Source organism: Paeniglutamicibacter sulfureus, assembly GCF_039535115.1.
Lineage (GTDB): Bacteria > Actinomycetota > Actinomycetes > Actinomycetales > Micrococcaceae > Paeniglutamicibacter > Paeniglutamicibacter sulfureus.
In genome coordinates, this window is sequence record NZ_BAAAWO010000001.1 from 441,197 (window position 1) to 458,235 (window position 17,039).

Annotated in this window: 15 protein-coding genes; 5 read left to right on the plus strand and 10 right to left on the minus strand. The window is 64.8% G+C overall.

The window, feature by feature from the left end:
* Positions 1-89 precede the first annotated feature (89 nt).
* The 4 genes from nrdF to ABD687_RS01995 all read left to right on the plus strand — a co-directional run bounded on the left by nrdF (position 90) and on the right by ABD687_RS01995 (position 5,299).
* Positions 90-1,064, plus strand: a complete 975-nt coding sequence (gene nrdF, locus ABD687_RS01980) for a class 1b ribonucleoside-diphosphate reductase subunit beta (RefSeq protein ID WP_264269051.1) — start codon at positions 90-92, stop codon at positions 1,062-1,064.
* Between the two features lie 418 nt (positions 1,065-1,482).
* On the plus strand, positions 1,483-3,633 hold the full coding sequence (locus ABD687_RS01985) for a penicillin acylase family protein (RefSeq protein WP_310287746.1): 2,151 nt from the start codon (positions 1,483-1,485) through the stop codon (positions 3,631-3,633).
* A complete protein-coding gene (locus tag ABD687_RS01990) occupies positions 3,630-4,238 on the plus strand; it encodes a GNAT family N-acetyltransferase (RefSeq protein WP_310287743.1) in 609 nt (202 codons plus the stop codon). The genes ABD687_RS01985 and ABD687_RS01990 overlap by 4 nt, the downstream gene beginning before the upstream one ends.
* A gap of 425 nt (positions 4,239-4,663) precedes the next feature.
* Positions 4,664-5,299 (plus strand): dihydrofolate reductase family protein, encoded by a 636-nt coding sequence (locus tag ABD687_RS01995; RefSeq protein ID WP_310287741.1) that lies wholly within the window; start codon positions 4,664-4,666, stop codon positions 5,297-5,299.
* Positions 5,300-5,366: 67 nt separating this feature from the next.
* Here ABD687_RS01995 and ABD687_RS02000 read toward each other — a convergent pair whose 3' ends face one another.
* A complete protein-coding gene (locus tag ABD687_RS02000; protein WP_310287738.1) occupies positions 5,367-5,969 on the minus strand; it encodes a helix-turn-helix domain-containing protein in 603 nt (200 codons plus the stop codon).
* 112 nt (positions 5,970-6,081) lie between these two features.
* Here ABD687_RS02000 and ABD687_RS02005 point away from each other — a divergent pair, with 112 nt between their 5' ends.
* Positions 6,082-7,059, plus strand: a complete 978-nt coding sequence (locus tag ABD687_RS02005) for an NAD(P)/FAD-dependent oxidoreductase (RefSeq protein ID WP_310287736.1) — start codon at positions 6,082-6,084, stop codon at positions 7,057-7,059.
* A 92-nt stretch (positions 7,060-7,151) separates the two neighbouring features.
* Here the strand turns inward: ABD687_RS02005 and ABD687_RS02010 are convergent, their stop codons facing one another.
* Genes ABD687_RS02010 through ABD687_RS02050 form a run of 9 tightly spaced genes read right to left on the minus strand, consistent with a single transcriptional unit; the run spans position 7,152 to position 16,712 of the window.
* A complete protein-coding gene (locus ABD687_RS02010; RefSeq protein WP_310287733.1) occupies positions 7,152-8,330 on the minus strand; it encodes a serine hydrolase domain-containing protein in 1,179 nt (392 codons plus the stop codon).
* An 8-nt stretch (positions 8,331-8,338) separates the two neighbouring features.
* Positions 8,339-10,078, minus strand: a complete 1,740-nt coding sequence (locus ABD687_RS02015; protein WP_310287731.1) for an ABC transporter ATP-binding protein — start codon at positions 10,076-10,078, stop codon at positions 8,339-8,341.
* On the minus strand, positions 10,075-10,956 hold the full coding sequence (locus ABD687_RS02020; RefSeq protein WP_310287728.1) for an ABC transporter permease: 882 nt from the start codon (positions 10,954-10,956) through the stop codon (positions 10,075-10,077). Before ABD687_RS02020 ends, ABD687_RS02015 begins: the two co-directional genes overlap by 4 nt.
* The gene (locus ABD687_RS02025; RefSeq protein WP_377700331.1) at positions 10,953-11,900 is read right to left on the minus strand and encodes an ABC transporter permease; all 948 of its coding nucleotides are present in this window, start codon (positions 11,898-11,900) and stop codon (positions 10,953-10,955) included. Before ABD687_RS02025 ends, ABD687_RS02020 begins: the two co-directional genes overlap by 4 nt.
* Before the next feature lie 8 nt (positions 11,901-11,908).
* A complete protein-coding gene (locus ABD687_RS02030; RefSeq protein WP_425566731.1) occupies positions 11,909-13,561 on the minus strand; it encodes an ABC transporter substrate-binding protein in 1,653 nt (550 codons plus the stop codon).
* Positions 13,539-13,979 carry a thioesterase family protein gene (locus tag ABD687_RS02035; RefSeq protein ID WP_310287726.1) on the minus strand — a complete coding sequence of 147 codons (441 nt, stop codon included), beginning with the start codon at positions 13,977-13,979 and terminating at the stop codon, positions 13,539-13,541. Before ABD687_RS02035 ends, ABD687_RS02030 begins: the two co-directional genes overlap by 23 nt.
* Positions 13,976-14,947, minus strand: coding sequence for a 3-hydroxyacyl-CoA dehydrogenase NAD-binding domain-containing protein (locus tag ABD687_RS02040; protein WP_310287723.1), 972 nt, complete (start codon positions 14,945-14,947; stop codon positions 13,976-13,978). The genes ABD687_RS02035 and ABD687_RS02040 overlap by 4 nt, the downstream gene beginning before the upstream one ends.
* 2 nt (positions 14,948-14,949) lie before the next feature.
* Complete coding sequence (locus tag ABD687_RS02045) at positions 14,950-15,837, minus strand: beta-keto acid cleavage family enzyme (RefSeq protein ID WP_310287720.1); 888 nt, start codon at positions 15,835-15,837, stop codon at positions 14,950-14,952.
* Positions 15,834-16,712: a TetR family transcriptional regulator C-terminal domain-containing protein gene (locus ABD687_RS02050; protein ID WP_310287716.1), complete on the minus strand. Its 879-nt coding sequence runs from the start codon at positions 16,710-16,712 to the stop codon at positions 15,834-15,836. Before ABD687_RS02050 ends, ABD687_RS02045 begins: the two co-directional genes overlap by 4 nt.
* Positions 16,713-17,039: the final 327 nt, after the last annotated feature.

Below are 17,039 nucleotides of genomic sequence, written 5' to 3' on the forward strand. Positions count from 1 at the left end.
AACAACCGAATGCGTACGGCGGCGGGTTCCAACCCGCCGTCGTACGCGCACCCGTTACAACCAAAAACTTAGCAAGAAGAGGGACGGAAATGACTGAGAAGCTGAAGCTGGCCAGCCATGTCGAAGCCATCAACTGGAACCGCATCCAGGACGACAAGGACGTCGAGGTGTGGAACCGACTGGTCAACAACTTCTGGCTGCCGGAGAAGATCCCGCTGTCCAACGACGTCCAGTCGTGGAACACGCTCACCGAGCCCGAGAAGCTGCTGACCATGCGCGTCTTCACCGGCCTGACCCTGCTGGACACCCTGCAGGGCACCGTCGGCGCCGTCTCGCTGATCCCCGATGCGCTCACCCCGCACGAGGAAGCCGTTTACACGAACATCGCGTTCATGGAGTCCGTGCACGCCAAGAGCTACTCGTCGATCTTCTCGACCCTGTGCTCGACCAAGGAAATCGACGACGCATTTCGCTGGTCCACCGAGAACGAGAATCTGCAGAAGAAGGCGCAGATCATCGAGAGCTACTACTACGGTGAAGACGCGCTGAAGCGCAAGATCGCCTCGACCCTGCTCGAGTCGTTCCTGTTCTACTCCGGCTTCTACCTACCGATGTACTGGTCTTCCCGCGCCAAGCTGACAAACACCGCAGACCTGATCCGCTTGATCATCCGCGACGAGGCCGTCCACGGCTACTACATCGGCTACAAGTTCCAGAAGGGTCTCGAGGGACTTTCCGAGGAGCGCAAGCAGGAGCTGAAGGACTACACCTTCGAGCTCATGTTCGAGCTGTACGAGAACGAGGTCCAGTACACCCACGACCTCTACGACGGTGTCGGCCTGGCCGAGGACGTCAAGAAGTTCCTGCACTACAACGCCAACAAGGCGCTGATGAACCTGGGTTACGAAGCCATGTTCCCGGCATCGGTCACCGATGTTAACCCGGCGATCCTTTCGGCACTGAGCCCGAACGCCGACGAGAACCACGACTTCTTCTCCGGCTCGGGTTCCTCGTACGTTATCGGCAAGGCCGTCAACACCGAAGACGAGGACTGGGACTTCTAGGTCCCAGCCCAACCACATCGGCCCATGGGCGCCGGCGTCACCACCACGGTGAAGTCGGCGCCCTTGGTGATTTTCGAGTGAGGTGGCGAAAACCGCTGGCGTTCCTATCCGGTCGCCAGCGGTTTCGTGGTTAACGATTCGCCTGTGAAGTGCGTCGCGCCGGTATTCCCGCAATGCCGAGACGGGGGTCCTGCACGGCGTCGAGCCGTCTGAAAGTCAGGATGAAAGTTCCGTCCGCGGGATCGGGGTCCACCAGGACGCGGCAGCGCCGCGGTGAAATTCTGGGACCCATGCCCTTGGGGCATGCCAGCTGCGCTTCATACAACACTCCTTCACGCAACGCCCCGGTTTTGAGTAGGCGCCCCCAGTCATCTATCTTTGACTAAAGTAAGCCTAACCTAACTTCGAGAGTGCCCCTGTGACAAAGACGCCTGACCCCGCCGGCCCCGGCAACCACACCTCCGGCAATGCCCCGGGCGCAGGCACTTACCGCGATGCCTGGGGGATCCCGCATCTGCGTGCCGATTCCGCGGACCAGCTGGCGCGCCTGCAGGGCGTGAACGCCGCCACGGACCGTTCATGGCAGATCGAACTGGAACGCTGGCGCTCCGAGGGACGCACCGCTGAAATGCTGGGCGCCGACGGCCTGCCGTGGGACCGCTTCTCCCGGCAGTGCAGGCTCAACGACACTGCGCGTCGCTGCTTCGAGGCCCTCGACGCCGACACTCAGCGCTGGTGCACCAGCTTCGTGGCCGGCATCAACCAGGCGCTCGAGGCCGGGGTGCGCGGAGGACCGGAATTCGAGGAGTCCGGCACCGCTCCGGCACGGTGGAACCCGTGGACCCCCCTGGGGGTGTTTCTCGTCCAGCACATCCTCTTCTCCACGTTCCCGAACAAGCTCTTCCGCGCCCATGTCGCCCGGACCCTCGGACCAGACGCCGTTGACCTGTTCAGCATCGAGGCCCCGGTGTTCTCCGGCAGCAATGCCTGGGCCGCCCATGGGTCGGCAACCGCGGGCGGATCCCCGCTGATCGCCGGCGATCCGCACCGCCTGCTGGAGCTGCCCGGCGTCTACCAGCAGGTTCACCTTTCCTGTCCGGAATTCGACGCAATCGGCTTCGCCTTCCCCGGTGTTCCGGGTCTTCCGCACTTCGGCCACACCGGCCACACCGCCTGGGCCATCACCAACGCCATGGCCGATTACCAGGACCTCTTCGAAGAAGAGCTGCGCCGGAGCGAAGACGGCATCCAGGCCCGCGGCCCCCTGGGCTGGGAATCCGTGGTCGCGGGCGTCGAGATGATCTTGGTCCGAGGCGGCGAGTCCGAGGACGTGGAGGTTATCGAGACTACCCGCGGTCCGGTCATCGCCGGGGGGCTAAATGGTGGCGCGTTGAGCCTGCGGATGCCGGCCCGGGTCGAGCGGCGGCTGGGTTTCGATGCACTCCTGCCGCTGCTGCGCAGCCGCCGCGTCGACGAGGTGGAGACGGCGCTGCAACGGTGGGTGGAGCCGGTGAACAGCGTTCTCGCCGCGGACACCGAAGGAACTGTCCGGCACTTCCTCGCCGGGTTGGTGCCGGAGCGGAACCACGAGAACCGGCGCGTGCCGGTGCCGGCGGCCTCGCCCGAGCATGCCTGGGACGGCAGCTATGTTCGGCTGCCGAGGACCGGGGTGGACCGTTTTGAGGTGAGCGCCAACGACCGCGAAGCAGGCGGCGGGGACCCCGTCGGGATGGAATTCGCCCCCGCCCACCGCGACCGGCGGATCCGCGAACTCCTGGAAGCCCCGGAGGCCGCACCCCTCACCGTGGACGCCATGCAGGCCATCCATTCGGACACCCTGCTCGGCTCGCTGCCCGCCTTTCGTGCCCTGCTGAAATCGCTCGATGCCGGTGTGTTGCCGCCCGCCGCCGCCCGGCTCCGCTCCCGCATCCTCGAATGGGACGGCCACATGTCCTCGGACAGTCCCGACGCAGGGGCGTTCGCCGCGTGGCGCTCGGCCTTGGTCCACGGGATTGCCCGGCATCCTGCCCTGGAGCCGTTGGCCGGAGCACACGGGTATGCGCCGCTGTTCGGGCCGTGGCTTTCCGTGGCGTCCCGGGTGGGCTTCGCCGTTGAGACCCTGTTGCTTCGCGGCACGGAGCTGGGGATCGACCCTGCGGTGGAGGCCGCCGCGGCCCTGGCCGAGGCCTCCGCCGGATCGGAGCAAAAGTGGGGCGAGCGACACACGCTCCTTGCCGTGCACGAGCTCCCCGACAGGCTCGCGTCCCGAGTCCCGACCGCGGCCCTTTCCGGGGACACCGGCTGCGTGCTCTCCACCGAGTCCCTGCCCGGTGTCGAGGACCGCAGCTTCCGCGGCCCGGTGGCCCGCTACGTCTGGGACCTCGCGGACCGCGCCAATTCCCGCTGGGTCGTCCCGTTTGGCGCGGACGGCAACCCTGAAAGCCCCCATTTTTCCGACCAACTGCCGCTCTGGGCGGCCGGAGGCCTCGTTCCGGTCATCACGGACTGGAACCTGCTGGTCAAAGACCCCTCTCTTGCCACGGAACCCCCATCCGGAAGGACCCCATGAAAACCACCCCCACAACGGCCCAGGATCTCGGCCTTCGCACCGCCCTCTACACCGAGGACCTCGAATCCTGGGGGACGGTACGGATCGTGCCGCTGTCCCCGGAGGGAGACCTCGACCTCATCCACGGTTGGGTTACGCAGGACCGTGCCCGGTTCTGGGGCATGACCCAGTACTCCCGCAGCGACGTCCTGGAGGTCTACCAGTTCCTCGAGTCGCTTGAGACGCACCACGCGTTCCTGGTGCTGCTCGATGGCGAACCGGTGGCCCTCTTCCAGACCTACGAGCCACTGCATGATCCCGTGGGCGAGGCCTACCCTGTCCGGGTCGAGGACATCGGGATGCATCTGCTGCTGGCACCGGCCACCCGGCCCGTCCCGAATTTCACGCCTCGGCTGGTCACCTCGTTGATCAACTTCATGTTCGCCGACCCCGCCATCGACCGGATCGTGGTGGAACCCGATGCCCGGAATGACAAGGCAGTGCGCCGGCTGGAGGCCACGTGCTTCGAGCTCGGGCCCAAGATCCAGCTGGCGGAGAAGGAAGCGCAGTTGGCCTTCCTGGCCCGGGGGCGCTTCGAGCGCACGGAAACGTTGCGTACGCGCTAGGACTTGACCCGTGGATGATGTGGATGCAGCATTCACAGTGTCGCTGGTCGCCGGGTTGGTTGGCGGAGCTGATTTCTCAATGCCATGGCCGCACATAGCGGGCTCTTCGCTGCCTGTTGCGTGCTTTCGGGGCTCGACCCTGCGCCCGGGGGAGCCGCGGAAGTGAAATCTTCTCCATGAGTCAATTCGGGGTTCCCTCTATTTCGCGAGCACTTGCTAAATGAGGCACTGACCCTATTTCGCGAGCACTCTTGATGAGTCTCGCCGACCCCTTGAACTCAGATGGGACCGGGCCTAGCATTGCTGGCACGGGCACCGACAGAGCACCCGATTGTCGCGGTGCCGGTGAGGCCCGAAAACGAAATGGCCGTCCTCGGGAGAGGGGACCGGCAGAGGGCTACGTCGATCGGATCGGGGAGAACGTCATGGGCGAGACTACGGCCGAGGCGTCGTCGGCGGAGCTGATGGTGGACCTGATCATTTCCCTGGACGGGTACGCATCGGCCGAGGGATGGCCCGGCTGGTGGGGCCTGGAGGCACCGGAATACCTCGCCTGGCTCGAGCGGGAAGGGCAGAAGCAGTACACCTACCTCCTCGGCGCGAACACCTACCGGTTGATGTCCGCCATGTCAGAGGAGGCGGCGGCCGCGGATTCCGGATTCTCCGAGACCGAAGCCGCCAGTCTGACGGGCCTTGCCGACGTGCCCAAAGTCGTCTTCTCCTCGTCCCTGCGGGCGCCCCTGAGTTGGCCGAATTCGAGGCTGGTGGGCGGGGACGCGGTCGAGGCCGTGGCCGAGATGAAACGGAGCGGCAACGGGCCGATGAGCACCCTCGGTAGCCTCAGCCTGAGCCGGTCGCTATTGACCGCGGGACTCGTGGACCGCTTCCGGTTAGTCGTTTTTCCCGTGATCACGGGCAGGACCGGGAGGGAACGCATCTACGACGGGTATCCTGACGTGGCACTCGAAATGGTGGACAGCAGAACCTTCGACGGACGGCTTCAGCTGCTCGAATACGTCCCCACCGTGCTCAGCGGCCCGCCTGGCACCGCACCGAAGTGAGCCCATATTAGTGCGCCTGACTTTCAGCAGACGTGGGCCGGCAGGACAGCCCGACCTGCCGGGCGTGCTAGGAAACCGCAGGGGTCTTCCGTGTTGGCCTGGCCCGAACATGCATGCGTTCGCCCTGCGGGCCAAAGAGGCTGAGGAACTCCACGCCCTGCCCGTCCGCCAGCCCAAACCAGTGCGGGGTGTGCGTATCGAATTCCGCTGCCTCTCCGGCGGGCAGCACCAGGTCGTGGTCCCCGAGCCGCAACCTCAGGTTGCCCTTCAGGACATAGAGCCATTCGTAGCCCTCGTGGGTCGCCAGCGGCGGGTCGGCAACGGTTTTGCCGGCCGGGATCACGTGCTTGAACGCCTGGAGGCCGCCGCCGGACCCGCGGCTCAACGGCAGGATGGTCATGCCGTGGCGGACAATGGGCTTGATATGGATTCGCGGGTCCCCGGTGGCCGGAGCTCCCACGAGGTCGTCCAAGGGCACGCCGTGGGCGCGCGCCAGCGGCAAGAGCTGTTCCAGGGTGGGCCGGCGCTGGCCCGATTCCAACCGGGAGAGGGTGCTGACCGAGATGCCGGTCTGCGCCGAGAGCTCCTGCAGGGTGTGGTTGCTGCCGTTCCGCAGGCTGCGCAGCCGGGGCCCCACTTGTGCGAGGGTGCTGTCCATGTCTTGTTCCATGGTCCCATTTTGCCATAACGGCAAAAATGATTGCCAGAAGTTGGGAGATGGGTCCATGCTGGGTGGTGCACCGGATTTCCCCGGTGAAAACACGAACCAGGGAGCATGAACCATGAACACGACGCCGGATACATTCGACGTGGCCATCATCGGCGGGGGAGCGGCGGGACTGGCCGCAGCCCAGGCGCTGGGACGCTCGCGACGCAGCGTCGTCGTCATCGATGCCGGGGAACCTCGCAACGCCCCGGCCGAGGGCGTGCACAACTTCCTCACGCGCGACGGACTGCCGCCGCGCGAGCTGCTCGCCCTCGGTCGGAAAGAGGCGGAGGGCTACGGCGTCCGGTTCCGCGACGCCCGCGCTTCGGCGACCCGGCGGAACGCCGACGGGTTCGGGATCGAGTTGGACGACAGCACTATACTCGCCGCCCGCAGGATCATCCTCGCCTCCGGGGTCAGCGACACGCTTCCGGAAGTCGAGGGACTGGAGGCGTACTGGGGGAAGAACGCGTTGCACTGCCCCTATTGCCACGGCTGGGAGGTCAGGGACCAGGACATTGCCGTCTTGGACAGCCCCTTCGCCGTCCACCAGGCCCTGATGTTCAGGCAGTTGAGCGATCGCGTCACCTTGTACACCGCGCCGGAGCGGGAATTCGATCCGATCGAGCGGGAAAAGCTGGAGGCACGGGGCATCCGCGTCGTGCATCGGGAAATCATCGCAGTACGCGGCAACGACAACCACCTGTCCCACGTGGTCTTCCGGGACGGAGTCGAGCAGTCGGTCGATGCCCTGGTCGTCATGCCGCACTTCGCGGCCGGGGTCCCGGCCCTGTCGGGGCTGGGCCTGGAGGCGACGGCACACCCGTCGGGCATCGGCACGTACGTTGCCACCGACGAAATGGGCAAGACGGAAATCCCGGGCCTGTGGGCGGCGGGGAACACCCGTGACCCCATGGCCCAGGTGATGATGGCGGCCGCAGACGGGCTGCGCGTGGGCGCCATGGTCAACGCCGACCTCATCCAGGAAGAGACCGACGCGGCGGTGGCCGCCCTGCGCGCCGGTGCGGTTGCCGCGATCGGGCAACGTAGCTAGCCAAAAAAGAGAGGGTGCCATTCACCACCTGTTCGGCTGCGGATGCCCCCGATGTCTCCCGCTCGATACCTTCGGGCATACAAGGATCGGGGTCAGACAATGCGAGCAAGGGCTCCCAGCAGGTCTTTGGCCCGGCGGTCCTGGTCTTCGGCAAGCATTTCGTTGGTCAAGAACGAGAATCCTATGTTCTTTCCCGGCCAGGCCCCATGCAATCCGCCACCGGCACCGGAATGCCCGAAGGCCGGGGCGACTGGGCCATAAGTTCCCAGGGGATCGGCCAACTCATAGCCAAGCCCGAAGCGCAGTGGCCGGTCATTGACTGCGTCTACGCCCTCGGACCAGGTCGCAGTGGAGGACGCCAGGGCCCCGGCGGACAACAGCGGTGAAAGTGGCCTGGCCAGTTGGGAATAGAGGGATGCCATTGCATCGGCGGTGCCAATGCCTCCGCCGGAGGCCATCTCCGCTCGCCTCATTTCCACGGAATTGAACGGATCGCCGATTCCGGTGAGGGAGCCCGCGTACATCCGATCCACGATCCTCCGCCGTTCCGGATCCTGCAGGAACGTGGAGATCGCATAATTCTCCGACCGGAAAATGGTGGCCAGTCGCCCGTCCAGTGATTCGGGTAGACCCAAGTGAATGTCCAGGTCCAGCGGCACAGCGAGCAATTCCCCAACCAGTTCACCCGGGCTCTTTCCCGTTACGCGGAAGAATAGCTCGGCCGCCAGGTACCCGTAGGTCAGTGCGTGGTAAGCGACCTTGGTGCCCGGTTCCCACAAGGGCGACTGAGCCGCCAGGACCGCTGCCACGGCCCGGTTGTCGTATCGCAGGCTATCGTCGGGGTCCGGGTCGACAAAGACGAGGCCAACCGTGTGGCTGAGCACTTGGGCGACGGTGACATCCTGCTTGCCGGCCCCCGCGAATTCGGGCCAGTACGAAGCGACGGTGGCTTCCGGGTCCAGGACGCGCCGATCAATCAGGATCGCGGCAATGGTGGCCATCAGGCCCTTGGTGCCGGAAAACAAGACTGCCATGGTTTTTTCGGACCACGCCTGACGAATTCCGGTGCCCGAAGCGGGGGTGGCACCGTTCTTGACCGTGGTGCCGCCGTAGAACCGGGCCAGGGGCTTGCCCTCTCGGTACACGCAGAAGGCCATGCCGCCTTCGGCCGCTGCCAGGTGCCGGGCGAAGACTCCTGACAGCATCTCGAACCCGGGCTGTGGCAGCCCGTCATTGTGGCGGGTCCGGGGTTTTTCACGTGACGTGTCCATGTTCTCCCTTACTTGAACGCCGGGACGTTGGCCAGCAGTTCCTGCGTGTAGTGGTGCTGCGGGTTGTTGAGCACCTCTTCGGTAGTGTCCATGTCCACGATCTTTCCCTTTTGCAATACGGCAAGACGCTGGGAAATATGCCGGGCCAGGGCGATGTTGTGCGTGACAAAAAGCATCGACATGTTGTGGTCGGTCTGCAGCGTGCGCAACAGATCCAGGATCGAGGCTTGCACCGAGACGTCCAGGGCGCTGGTGATCTCGTCGCAGACCAGCAGCGAGGGGGCATTGACCAGGGCACGGGCAATCGCCGCGCGCTGGCGTTCACCGCCGCTGAGATCTCCGGGACGGCGTTCCATGTAGCGTTCGCCGAGCTTTACCTGGTCCAAGGCTTCACGGACCAAGGCGCGGCGTTTGCGCTTGTCGTTGATTCCCGACATCTGCAATGGGACACCCACCGAATCGGCGATGGTTCGACGCGGGTTCAGTGATGAGAATGGCGACTGGAAGATGTATTGGATCCGCCGCCGGTCCTCGGATGACCGCATCCGCGTGCCGGTGGCCAGCCTCTCTCCGAAAAGCTCGATCGAACCGGTGTAGGCATCATTTAGCCCGGCCACGCAGCGCGAGAGGGTGGTCTTGCCGGACCCCGACTCGCCCAGCAGCATCATTGACTCTCCCTCCAGCAACTGGAAATCGATCCCGTCCAGAACCGCGTGTTTGCCATATGACAGGGCCAGGTCGCTCAGTTGCAGCAGCGGACGAGCCGCCACCGCAACGGAAGCTGGCCGTGGCAGGTTGCCGGGCAAGGGCTTGGCGTCGTCAACGAGCGGTGTGGAGCCGGTGGTGTCCGGCACGCCGTGGGGGCCGGCGACGACCAACGGCTGTTCTCCGGTGATTGCCTCCACCTGGCCCACCCGGCGTTTGCCGGCGAGATCAGGAACTGCGGCGAGCAGTCTGCGCGTGTATCCGTGTCGCGGGGCGAAGAGTACCTGGTCGGTCGCTCCGTGCTCCACGATGTCACCTTCGAGCATGACGGCGACCTCGTCGGCGATCTCTGCGACCACGGCCAGGTCGTGCGTGATGTAGAGCCCGGCGACCTGGTGCCGTTCGGCCAATTCGCCGATTGTTTGCAGCACCACGGCCTGAGTCGTGACGTCCAGGCCGGTGGTCGGCTCGTCAAGCACGATCACCGACGGCCGACAGGCAAAGGCCATCGCAATGCCCACGCGCTGCTGTTGTCCTCCGGATAGCTGGTGGGGGTAGCGCCGCTGGTAGGCGGGGTCATTGGCCAGGCCGACCTCGGCCAGCACTTCACTAACCCGCAACCGGCGTTCGGAATCGGTGGCGCCGATTTGGTGCACGCGCAGGGTTTCGGCAATCTGCTCCCCGATGCGCATGGACGGATTCAGCGACAGGGACGGGTCCTGGGGCACGTAGGAAATCACCTTGCCACGCAGGCGCCGCAATTGGGCGTCGGGCAGATCCATGATGTTTCCGTGGTCCCCGCTGCCCAGGCGCACCGTGCCGGTGCCCTTGGACAGCCCTTTGCGGAAATGTCCCATGCATGCGAGTCCGGCCGTTGTCTTGCCTGAGCCGGATTCACCGACCAAGGCCAGGATGCGGCCCGGCGCCAGGGTGAAGCTGACCCCGTGCAGGATTTCCTCCCCGGCATCGGTTTGCACCCTCAGGTCGGTGGCGCACAGCGCACTTGCCGCGATGTCGTTCTCCACGATCGTGGTCATTGTCATTTCCCCGCATTCATGTTGGCCGAGGCCCGCGCGAGCGAGTCGGTCAGGAGGTTGGTGCCCACAGTCAGCACTGCGATGGCCGCAACGGGCAGCAGTACGCCCCAGGGCTGGATGACCAGGGCGATCCGGCTCTCGTTGATCATCAGGCCCCAGTCCGCGGTGGGTGGTTGCATGCCCAGCCCGAGGAAGGACAGCGCCGCGACAAAGCCAATCGAGTAGGTCATGCGCAACCCGAGTTCGACCATCAATGGGCCGGTGATATTTGGCAGAACCTCGGTGAGCAGGATCTTGTACCTGGGAACCGCGTACATTTCGCTGGCCCGGATGTAGTCCTCGGTGATCACCGATGCGGTGGCCGAACGAGTGACTCGGGCAATGCGCGGGGCGTGGGTGATTCCAATGACCACAACCAGCACCCAGCCCTGCGGGCCGAGCACGGTAATGGCCAGCAGCGCGAAGACCAGCTGCGGCAGGGCCAGAAGCACGTCGTTGCCGCGCATGATCAGCGCATCGACCCGTCCGCGGGAATAGGCCGCGGTCATTCCCACGGCGACACCGATGACCATGCCCAGCGCCGTGGCAAGCGCTGAGTAGGCGATCAATCGCAGTCCGCCGTCCAGGAAGCGAGAGAGCACATCTCGGCCTAGGTTGTCGGTGCCGAACAGTCCCACGTGGGTGAACGGGCGTCCCGTGAATTCGGTGCTGGTATGCCCGGTCAGCCAGGGCAGCAGCAGCGGCCCGGCCAGGGCGATCAGCAACACGGCCACCGTCAGCACCAGGCCGACCTTGGCCTGGCGCTGACGCATCATTCGGGCGAGGAGCCGAGGGGGACGGGAGCGTGACACATTTGCTTCAACGACATCATCGACGGTGCTCATTTGGCCTTCTCCGTGCGTAGTTTCGGATTCGTGAGGATTCCCACCAGATCGGCCAGCAGGTTCACCACGATGTAGGCCGCGGCGATCAGGATGGACAGCGCCTGCACCACCTGCACGTCGCGGTTGGTCACCGCATCCACCAGCGCCTGGCCGATGCCGGGGTACCTAAAGAGGAATTCGATCACGACCACGCCGCCGGCCATCCAGGCCAGCTGGATTGCGATGACCTGGGCGACGGGGGCCAATGCGTGGGGCACCGCGTGCCGCAGCACCACCTGGCGCTCGGGCACGCCCTTGAGACGCGCCATTTCCACGAACCCGGAATCCAGCACCTCGAGCATCGTGGCGCGCATCATCCGGACAATGTACGGGGTCACCACCAGCGCGAGCGTTACCGTGGGCAGGACCAGTTGAACCGGGTGGTTCCACACCGCCTCGCCGGGAGGGGCCATGGTCACCGAGGGAAGGACCTTGAATACGGTGGTCGAGAACAACGCAACGAGCCCGATTCCAATCACGAATTCGGGGAGGGACGCCAACACCAGGGAAACACCGGTGCTGGCGTTGTCGAAGGCCCGTCCACGCTTCAGGGCGGAGAACGTGCCAACGACGATGCCGACCGGAATGGAAATCAGTGCGGCAAGGCCCATGAGCACCAGCGAGGATTCGATGCGGTCGGACAGCAGGGCGGTGACGGGGCCGCCGGTGGCAGCCGAGTATCCGAGGTCGCCCGTGAGCAGGCCGCCGAGCCAGGTGAAGTAGCGCACCCACACCGGGTCGTTGAGGCTCATTTGCTCCCGCAGTGCGGCCAGCCGTTCGGGCGTGGCTTGCTGGCCCAGGATTGCCTGGGCGGGGTCGCCGGGCAGCAGCAGGGTGGCCACGAACACCAGCAAGGAGACGATGAAGAGGATGGCCAGGCTGACCAGCAGTCGTTTGGCGATCATGCGGGCGATCATTTGGTGACCCCGATCCACGCGCGGCGGAATTCGAAGCCCGACAAGGCCAGGCCGGTCTTGTTTGGAATCAGCCCCGCCACGTATTTCTGGTAGGCGTCCGCCTGGTTGGGATGGCCCCAGATGATGTATCCGCCGCGCTCGTACTCGATCTGCTGCGCCTTGGTGATCAGCGCGTTGCGCTTGGTTTCATCGACCTCGGTGGTGGCGGACTCGATCAGCTCCAAGAACTCCGGGTCGTCCCAATGGGTTTCATTGAACGGGCTGGTCGGCAGTGAACTGTTGTTGACCTGGGGCAGGAAATTGCGCGTGTACCAGAAGTCCTGGGCGAACGTCCATGACAGGTAATCATCACCAAAGAACGTCGTGGTGTCCACGCGACGGATCTTGACCCGGATCCCCGCCGCTTGGGCCTGTTGGGCGAATACCTGGGCCGCTTCCACGGCGCCGGCCTGGATTGGTGCGGTGACCAATTCGATGTCCAGCCCGTTGGAGAAGCCGGCCTCGGCAAGCAGTGCCTTGGCCTTGCCAATGTCCTGGGTGCGTTGGGGGAGCTGCTTCGCGTAGCCCGGATCGAAAGGCGCGTAGAGGTCGTTGCCCAGAGAGCCGTTGCCGCTCAGGACCTGTTCGATCATCTGTTGCCGGTCCACCGCGAGGCGGAATGCCTGGCGGACCCGGACATCGTCGAACGGGGCCTTGTCGGTGCGCATCGTGAAGGGCAGCCAGGCGCCGGTTTCGGAGTTCAGGATACTGATGCGGGGATCTGCTGAGATGACTTCCAGCAGGGCCAGCGGGATCTGGCCGATGGCATCGACCTGGGTGGACAGCAAGGCGTTGAGCATCGCGTCGTCGTCCGAGAAGTTCAGGATGGTCAGCTCATCCAGGTACGGTTCGTGCTCCCGCCAGTAGGCATCGTTGCGTACGAACACCGACCGGAGTCCGGGATCGAAGCTGGAGGCCTTGAATGGCCCGGTGCCAATCGGGTGCTGCACATCGAAGTCCTCCGGGACGATGCCCAGCGCATATTGCCCCAGTGAGTCGTCGAAGGTGGCGGTGGGCGTGTTGAGCCTGAATTCGACCGTCAGGTCGTCGATGACCTTGACCTCGTCGAGGATTGTCAGGGCCGCGGCCCCGCTCTTGGGGTCATCGGGGTCGGTGACCCGGGCAAAGGTGGCGGCGACATCCTTGGCGGTGACAGGGCGTCCATCGTGGAACTTCACCCCGGGCCGCAATGCGACGGTCCACACCAGGGCCGTGGCATCGGGGACGGCGCTGAGGGCCAGCAACGGCTTGAGCTCGAAGTTCTCGTCGCGGTAAAGCAGCGACTCGTACAGGTTTACCACGCGGGCGATATCCGTGGTGCTGACCGGGGAATGGGGGTCGAGGGTGTCTGCGGCCCCGCCGCCTGCCAGGCCCACCCGCAGAGAACCCCCGCGGACCGGGTCGCCGGTGGGCGCTTTTTGCAACGCGACGCCGGAGGAACCGCAGGCGGTGAGCAGCAATCCCAGCCCCAGGGCCATGCCGCTGCCCAGGACTGCGCGGCGGCTGGGAGTGGTGCCCGGCGTTCGTTTGGATGGTGATTCGTGGGAATTCAAGACGTACTCGATTCTCGTGAAGGGCGCGAAGGATTCATGCAGTGATGGATCGGCCACTCCAATCGGGGGTCCTGTGCTCGTGGGCGGCGATGTGGGCCAGGACGTCGGCCGGGAAGGGCATCGTGGCGCCGGTGCCCTGGTCCACGTGGAGTCCCAGTATTTCCTCCGTGGCGATGAGCTCCGATCCTCGGCGCATCTCGTGGGCAAGGTGCAGCTTCTTGGGTCCGGCGGCGACAATGCAGGTGGTGATTTCCAGTTCCTCGGCGAGGGAAGCCTCCCGCAGGTAGCGCACATGCGCCTCAACCGTGTACAGGGAGCATGCGCTGGAGCGGCGGTAGCCCTCGTCCAGGCCCAAGGCGTTCATCACCGAGGTGGTCGCATCACCGAATCCCAGTACGTAGAAGGCCTCGGACATGTGGCCGTTGTAGTCGATCCACTCGGCCGGCACCGTGCAACGATACGGATCGAGACTCACTTCGCCTGCACCCCCTGCGGACTCCGGATGGTCTCCACCACCTGGCGAACGGCAATGATCGCCGCATCGCGCTGGGCTATCAGTTCGCCGAAGGAACGCCCCGCGGCCTCGTCGTCACACCCGTCAATGACATCCTGGCGCAACGTGGCGGTTAGTTCGGGCGCGTCCAGGCGTGTCCAAGGGGACTTGAGCGACGGGCCGAAATGGTCAAGCATGTGTGCCATGCCTCCCTCGCCTCCGGCCAGGTGGAAGGTGAGCATGGGTCCTTGCAGCGGCCACCGCAGTCCGGGGCCGTCGGTGATTGCCAGGTCGATCTGCTCGACGGTGGCCTCGCCGTTGTCGACCATGTGCAAAGCCTCGCGCCACAGGGCCTCCTGCAGCCGGTTGGCGATGAATCCGGGAACCTCCCGATCCATGGTGATCACCGACTTCCCGATGAATTCATACCAGCCCGAGGCCCAGCTCGTGGCCTGTGGGTCCGTTTGCAGACCTCCCACAACCTCGACCAGGGGGATCAGGTAGGGGGGATTGAACGGGTGGCCAACGACAAGACGGGACGGGTCCTCCGCCTTCTGCGCCATCTCGGTCATCCCGTATCCGGACGTGGAGGAACCAATGACCACCTCGGGGGAGACGGCCTCGGCGATCCGTGCCAGCAGGTCCTGCTTCAGCTCCAGATTCTCCGGTGCACTCTCCTGGACGAACCCGACTCCGCGAACAGCCTCGTTCAAGTCGGCGTGGACGGTGAAGTTGTCCCTGGAAGCGTTCTCGGCAAGACCGAGCGCGGTCAACGCCGGCCAGGCCGCGTCGATGAGTCTGCGCAGCTTCGCTTCGGCATCAGGGGAGGGGTCCCACGCTCGGACGCTCAGGCCGCGGGACAGGAAGTAGGCGGCCCAGCCGCCGCCGATGGTGCCCACTCCAACGCAGGCAACACTCGAGATGTCTTCGAACTTGGGGTACGTGACCATGCTTAGGCCGCCTTATCGAGCTTGAGGATGTCACGGGCTTCGTCCGGGGTGGCCACCGAGTGGCCCATCGATTCAACGATCGTGATGGCGCGTTCGGTCAACTGAGCGTTGGTGGCCTTGACCCCTCTGGACAGGTACAGGTTGTCTTCCAGGCCCACGCGCACGTGGCCGCCGAGCAGTACCGATTGCGCGACCCACGGCATTTGGTTGCGGCCAATGGCAAACGAGGTCCACTGGGCGCCATCGGGCAGCATGTTCACCATGGCCTGCAGCAGGCCGGGATCGGTCGGTGCCCCGTAAGGGATGCCCATGCAGATCTGGTAAAGCGGCGGGGGAGCGATGAGGCCCTCCTCGACCATGACGTTGGCAAACCACAGGTTGCCGGTGTCAAAGATTTCCATCTCCGGCTTTACCCCGAGGTCCCGGATCCGTGCGGCGCCTTCGCGCAACATGTCGGGGGTGCTGACATAGAGCTGGGAGCCTTCGCCGAAGTTCAGCGAACCGCAGTCGATGGTGCAGATTTCGGGGCGCAGTTCCTCGACGTGGGCCAGGCGCTCCAGCCCGGAAACCAGGTCGGTGCCCGGCATGTGCACGGTGGGGTTGGCAGGATCGATGAAGAGGTCCCCGCCCATTCCTGCGGTGAGGTTGATTACCGGGTCCACGTCCGAGGCCTTCACCTGGCGCACGACCTCCCTGTACAGGGCCACGTCGCGGGAACCTTGGCCCGTTGCGATGTCCCGGACGTGGATGTGCACCACTGAGGCCCCGGCCCGGGCGGCGGCGATGGCGTCGGCAGCGATCTGGTCCGGGGAAACCGGAACGTGCTCGCTCCGTGATGTCGTGTCTCCGGCCCCCGTGAGGGCGCAGGTGACGATGACTTTACGACTCATGATGTCGCTCCTTGCTGTTGGATGATGGTGCGGTCGATAAAACCGCAAATATTTGCGAACATTTGACTTGGAGTCAGGTTTCCTGTCAAGACCTGGATTCCCATTCCGTCGAACATGGCGGTCAGCTCGGCGGTTAGGGTGCCGGCATCGACGGTCACAAAGTGTCCTGTTTTTTGTCCGGCGGAGATGATGTCATGCACAGTCGAGGTCCAGCGCCGGTAGCCTGGGGAATGGGTGTCGAGCCCTCCCTCTCTAACGGCGAGCTTGGTCCAGGTCTGCAGCCAGATGGACCACTCGGCGCGCCCTTCGGCCCCGAGGGGAAGCTGGAGCTCGACAAGGCGCTTGAGCTGTGCCACCGGATCGGTGATCGGCTGCAACCCGGCAACCTGTCGGTCGTAGGCGAGTTTTACCGAATAGTGCAGGGTTTCGGCAAACAGGGCCTGCTTTGATGGGAAATAATAATGCACCGTTGGCGTGCTGACACCGACATCCTTGGCGATGTCTGCGATGCGCACCGCTGCATAGCCTTGTTCGGAAAACAGCCACCAGGCACGTTCAATGATGCTTCGACGGCGCTGGGCATGCTTTTCGTCTTCCCGGTGACGCTTCGGAAGGATGTCTGCCGGTGGTGCCGCGGAAGGTGTCTGCGCCGCATCCGAACCGGTGATAAGCCAATTGGCCGTCACGCCGGTCACGGTTGCCAACAGGACGATTTCCTCGCTGGTGAATTTCCTGGTGCCGCTGAGCGACTTGGACAGCTTGGACTCTTCGAATCCCGTCCGGCGTGCGATCTTGCGCTGCGGCAGGCCGGTGTTGCGGATGGCCTCGCGGATGCGCTCGGCTATCCCCGAGGGGATGTTCTCTGGTTCGGGCATGGTGCAACCCTAGACTCATATTTGCGATTAACGCAAGAGTTCTGACTCAAGGTCAGTAAATGTTGCGATGGGACCCCTTCGATGCCGGAGCGGGAACCTATCGCGGATCGGCCTGGATGACGGCTCTGGCCAGAGTGGGTTCGCAAATGGGGCACCAGCAACTCGGTAGCCATCGGCCAAATCCGGACGGCGCCAATCTGGACGGCAAAAAGACATGCCTGCCATGAAGCGCGAATTGTTCTGGCCGTACACCGCGGTGCGAAGACGGCCGGCTTCGAACCGACCCAGGGGAATCGGCAAGCCTGCCCGGCCTTGGGGCTGCGCCGA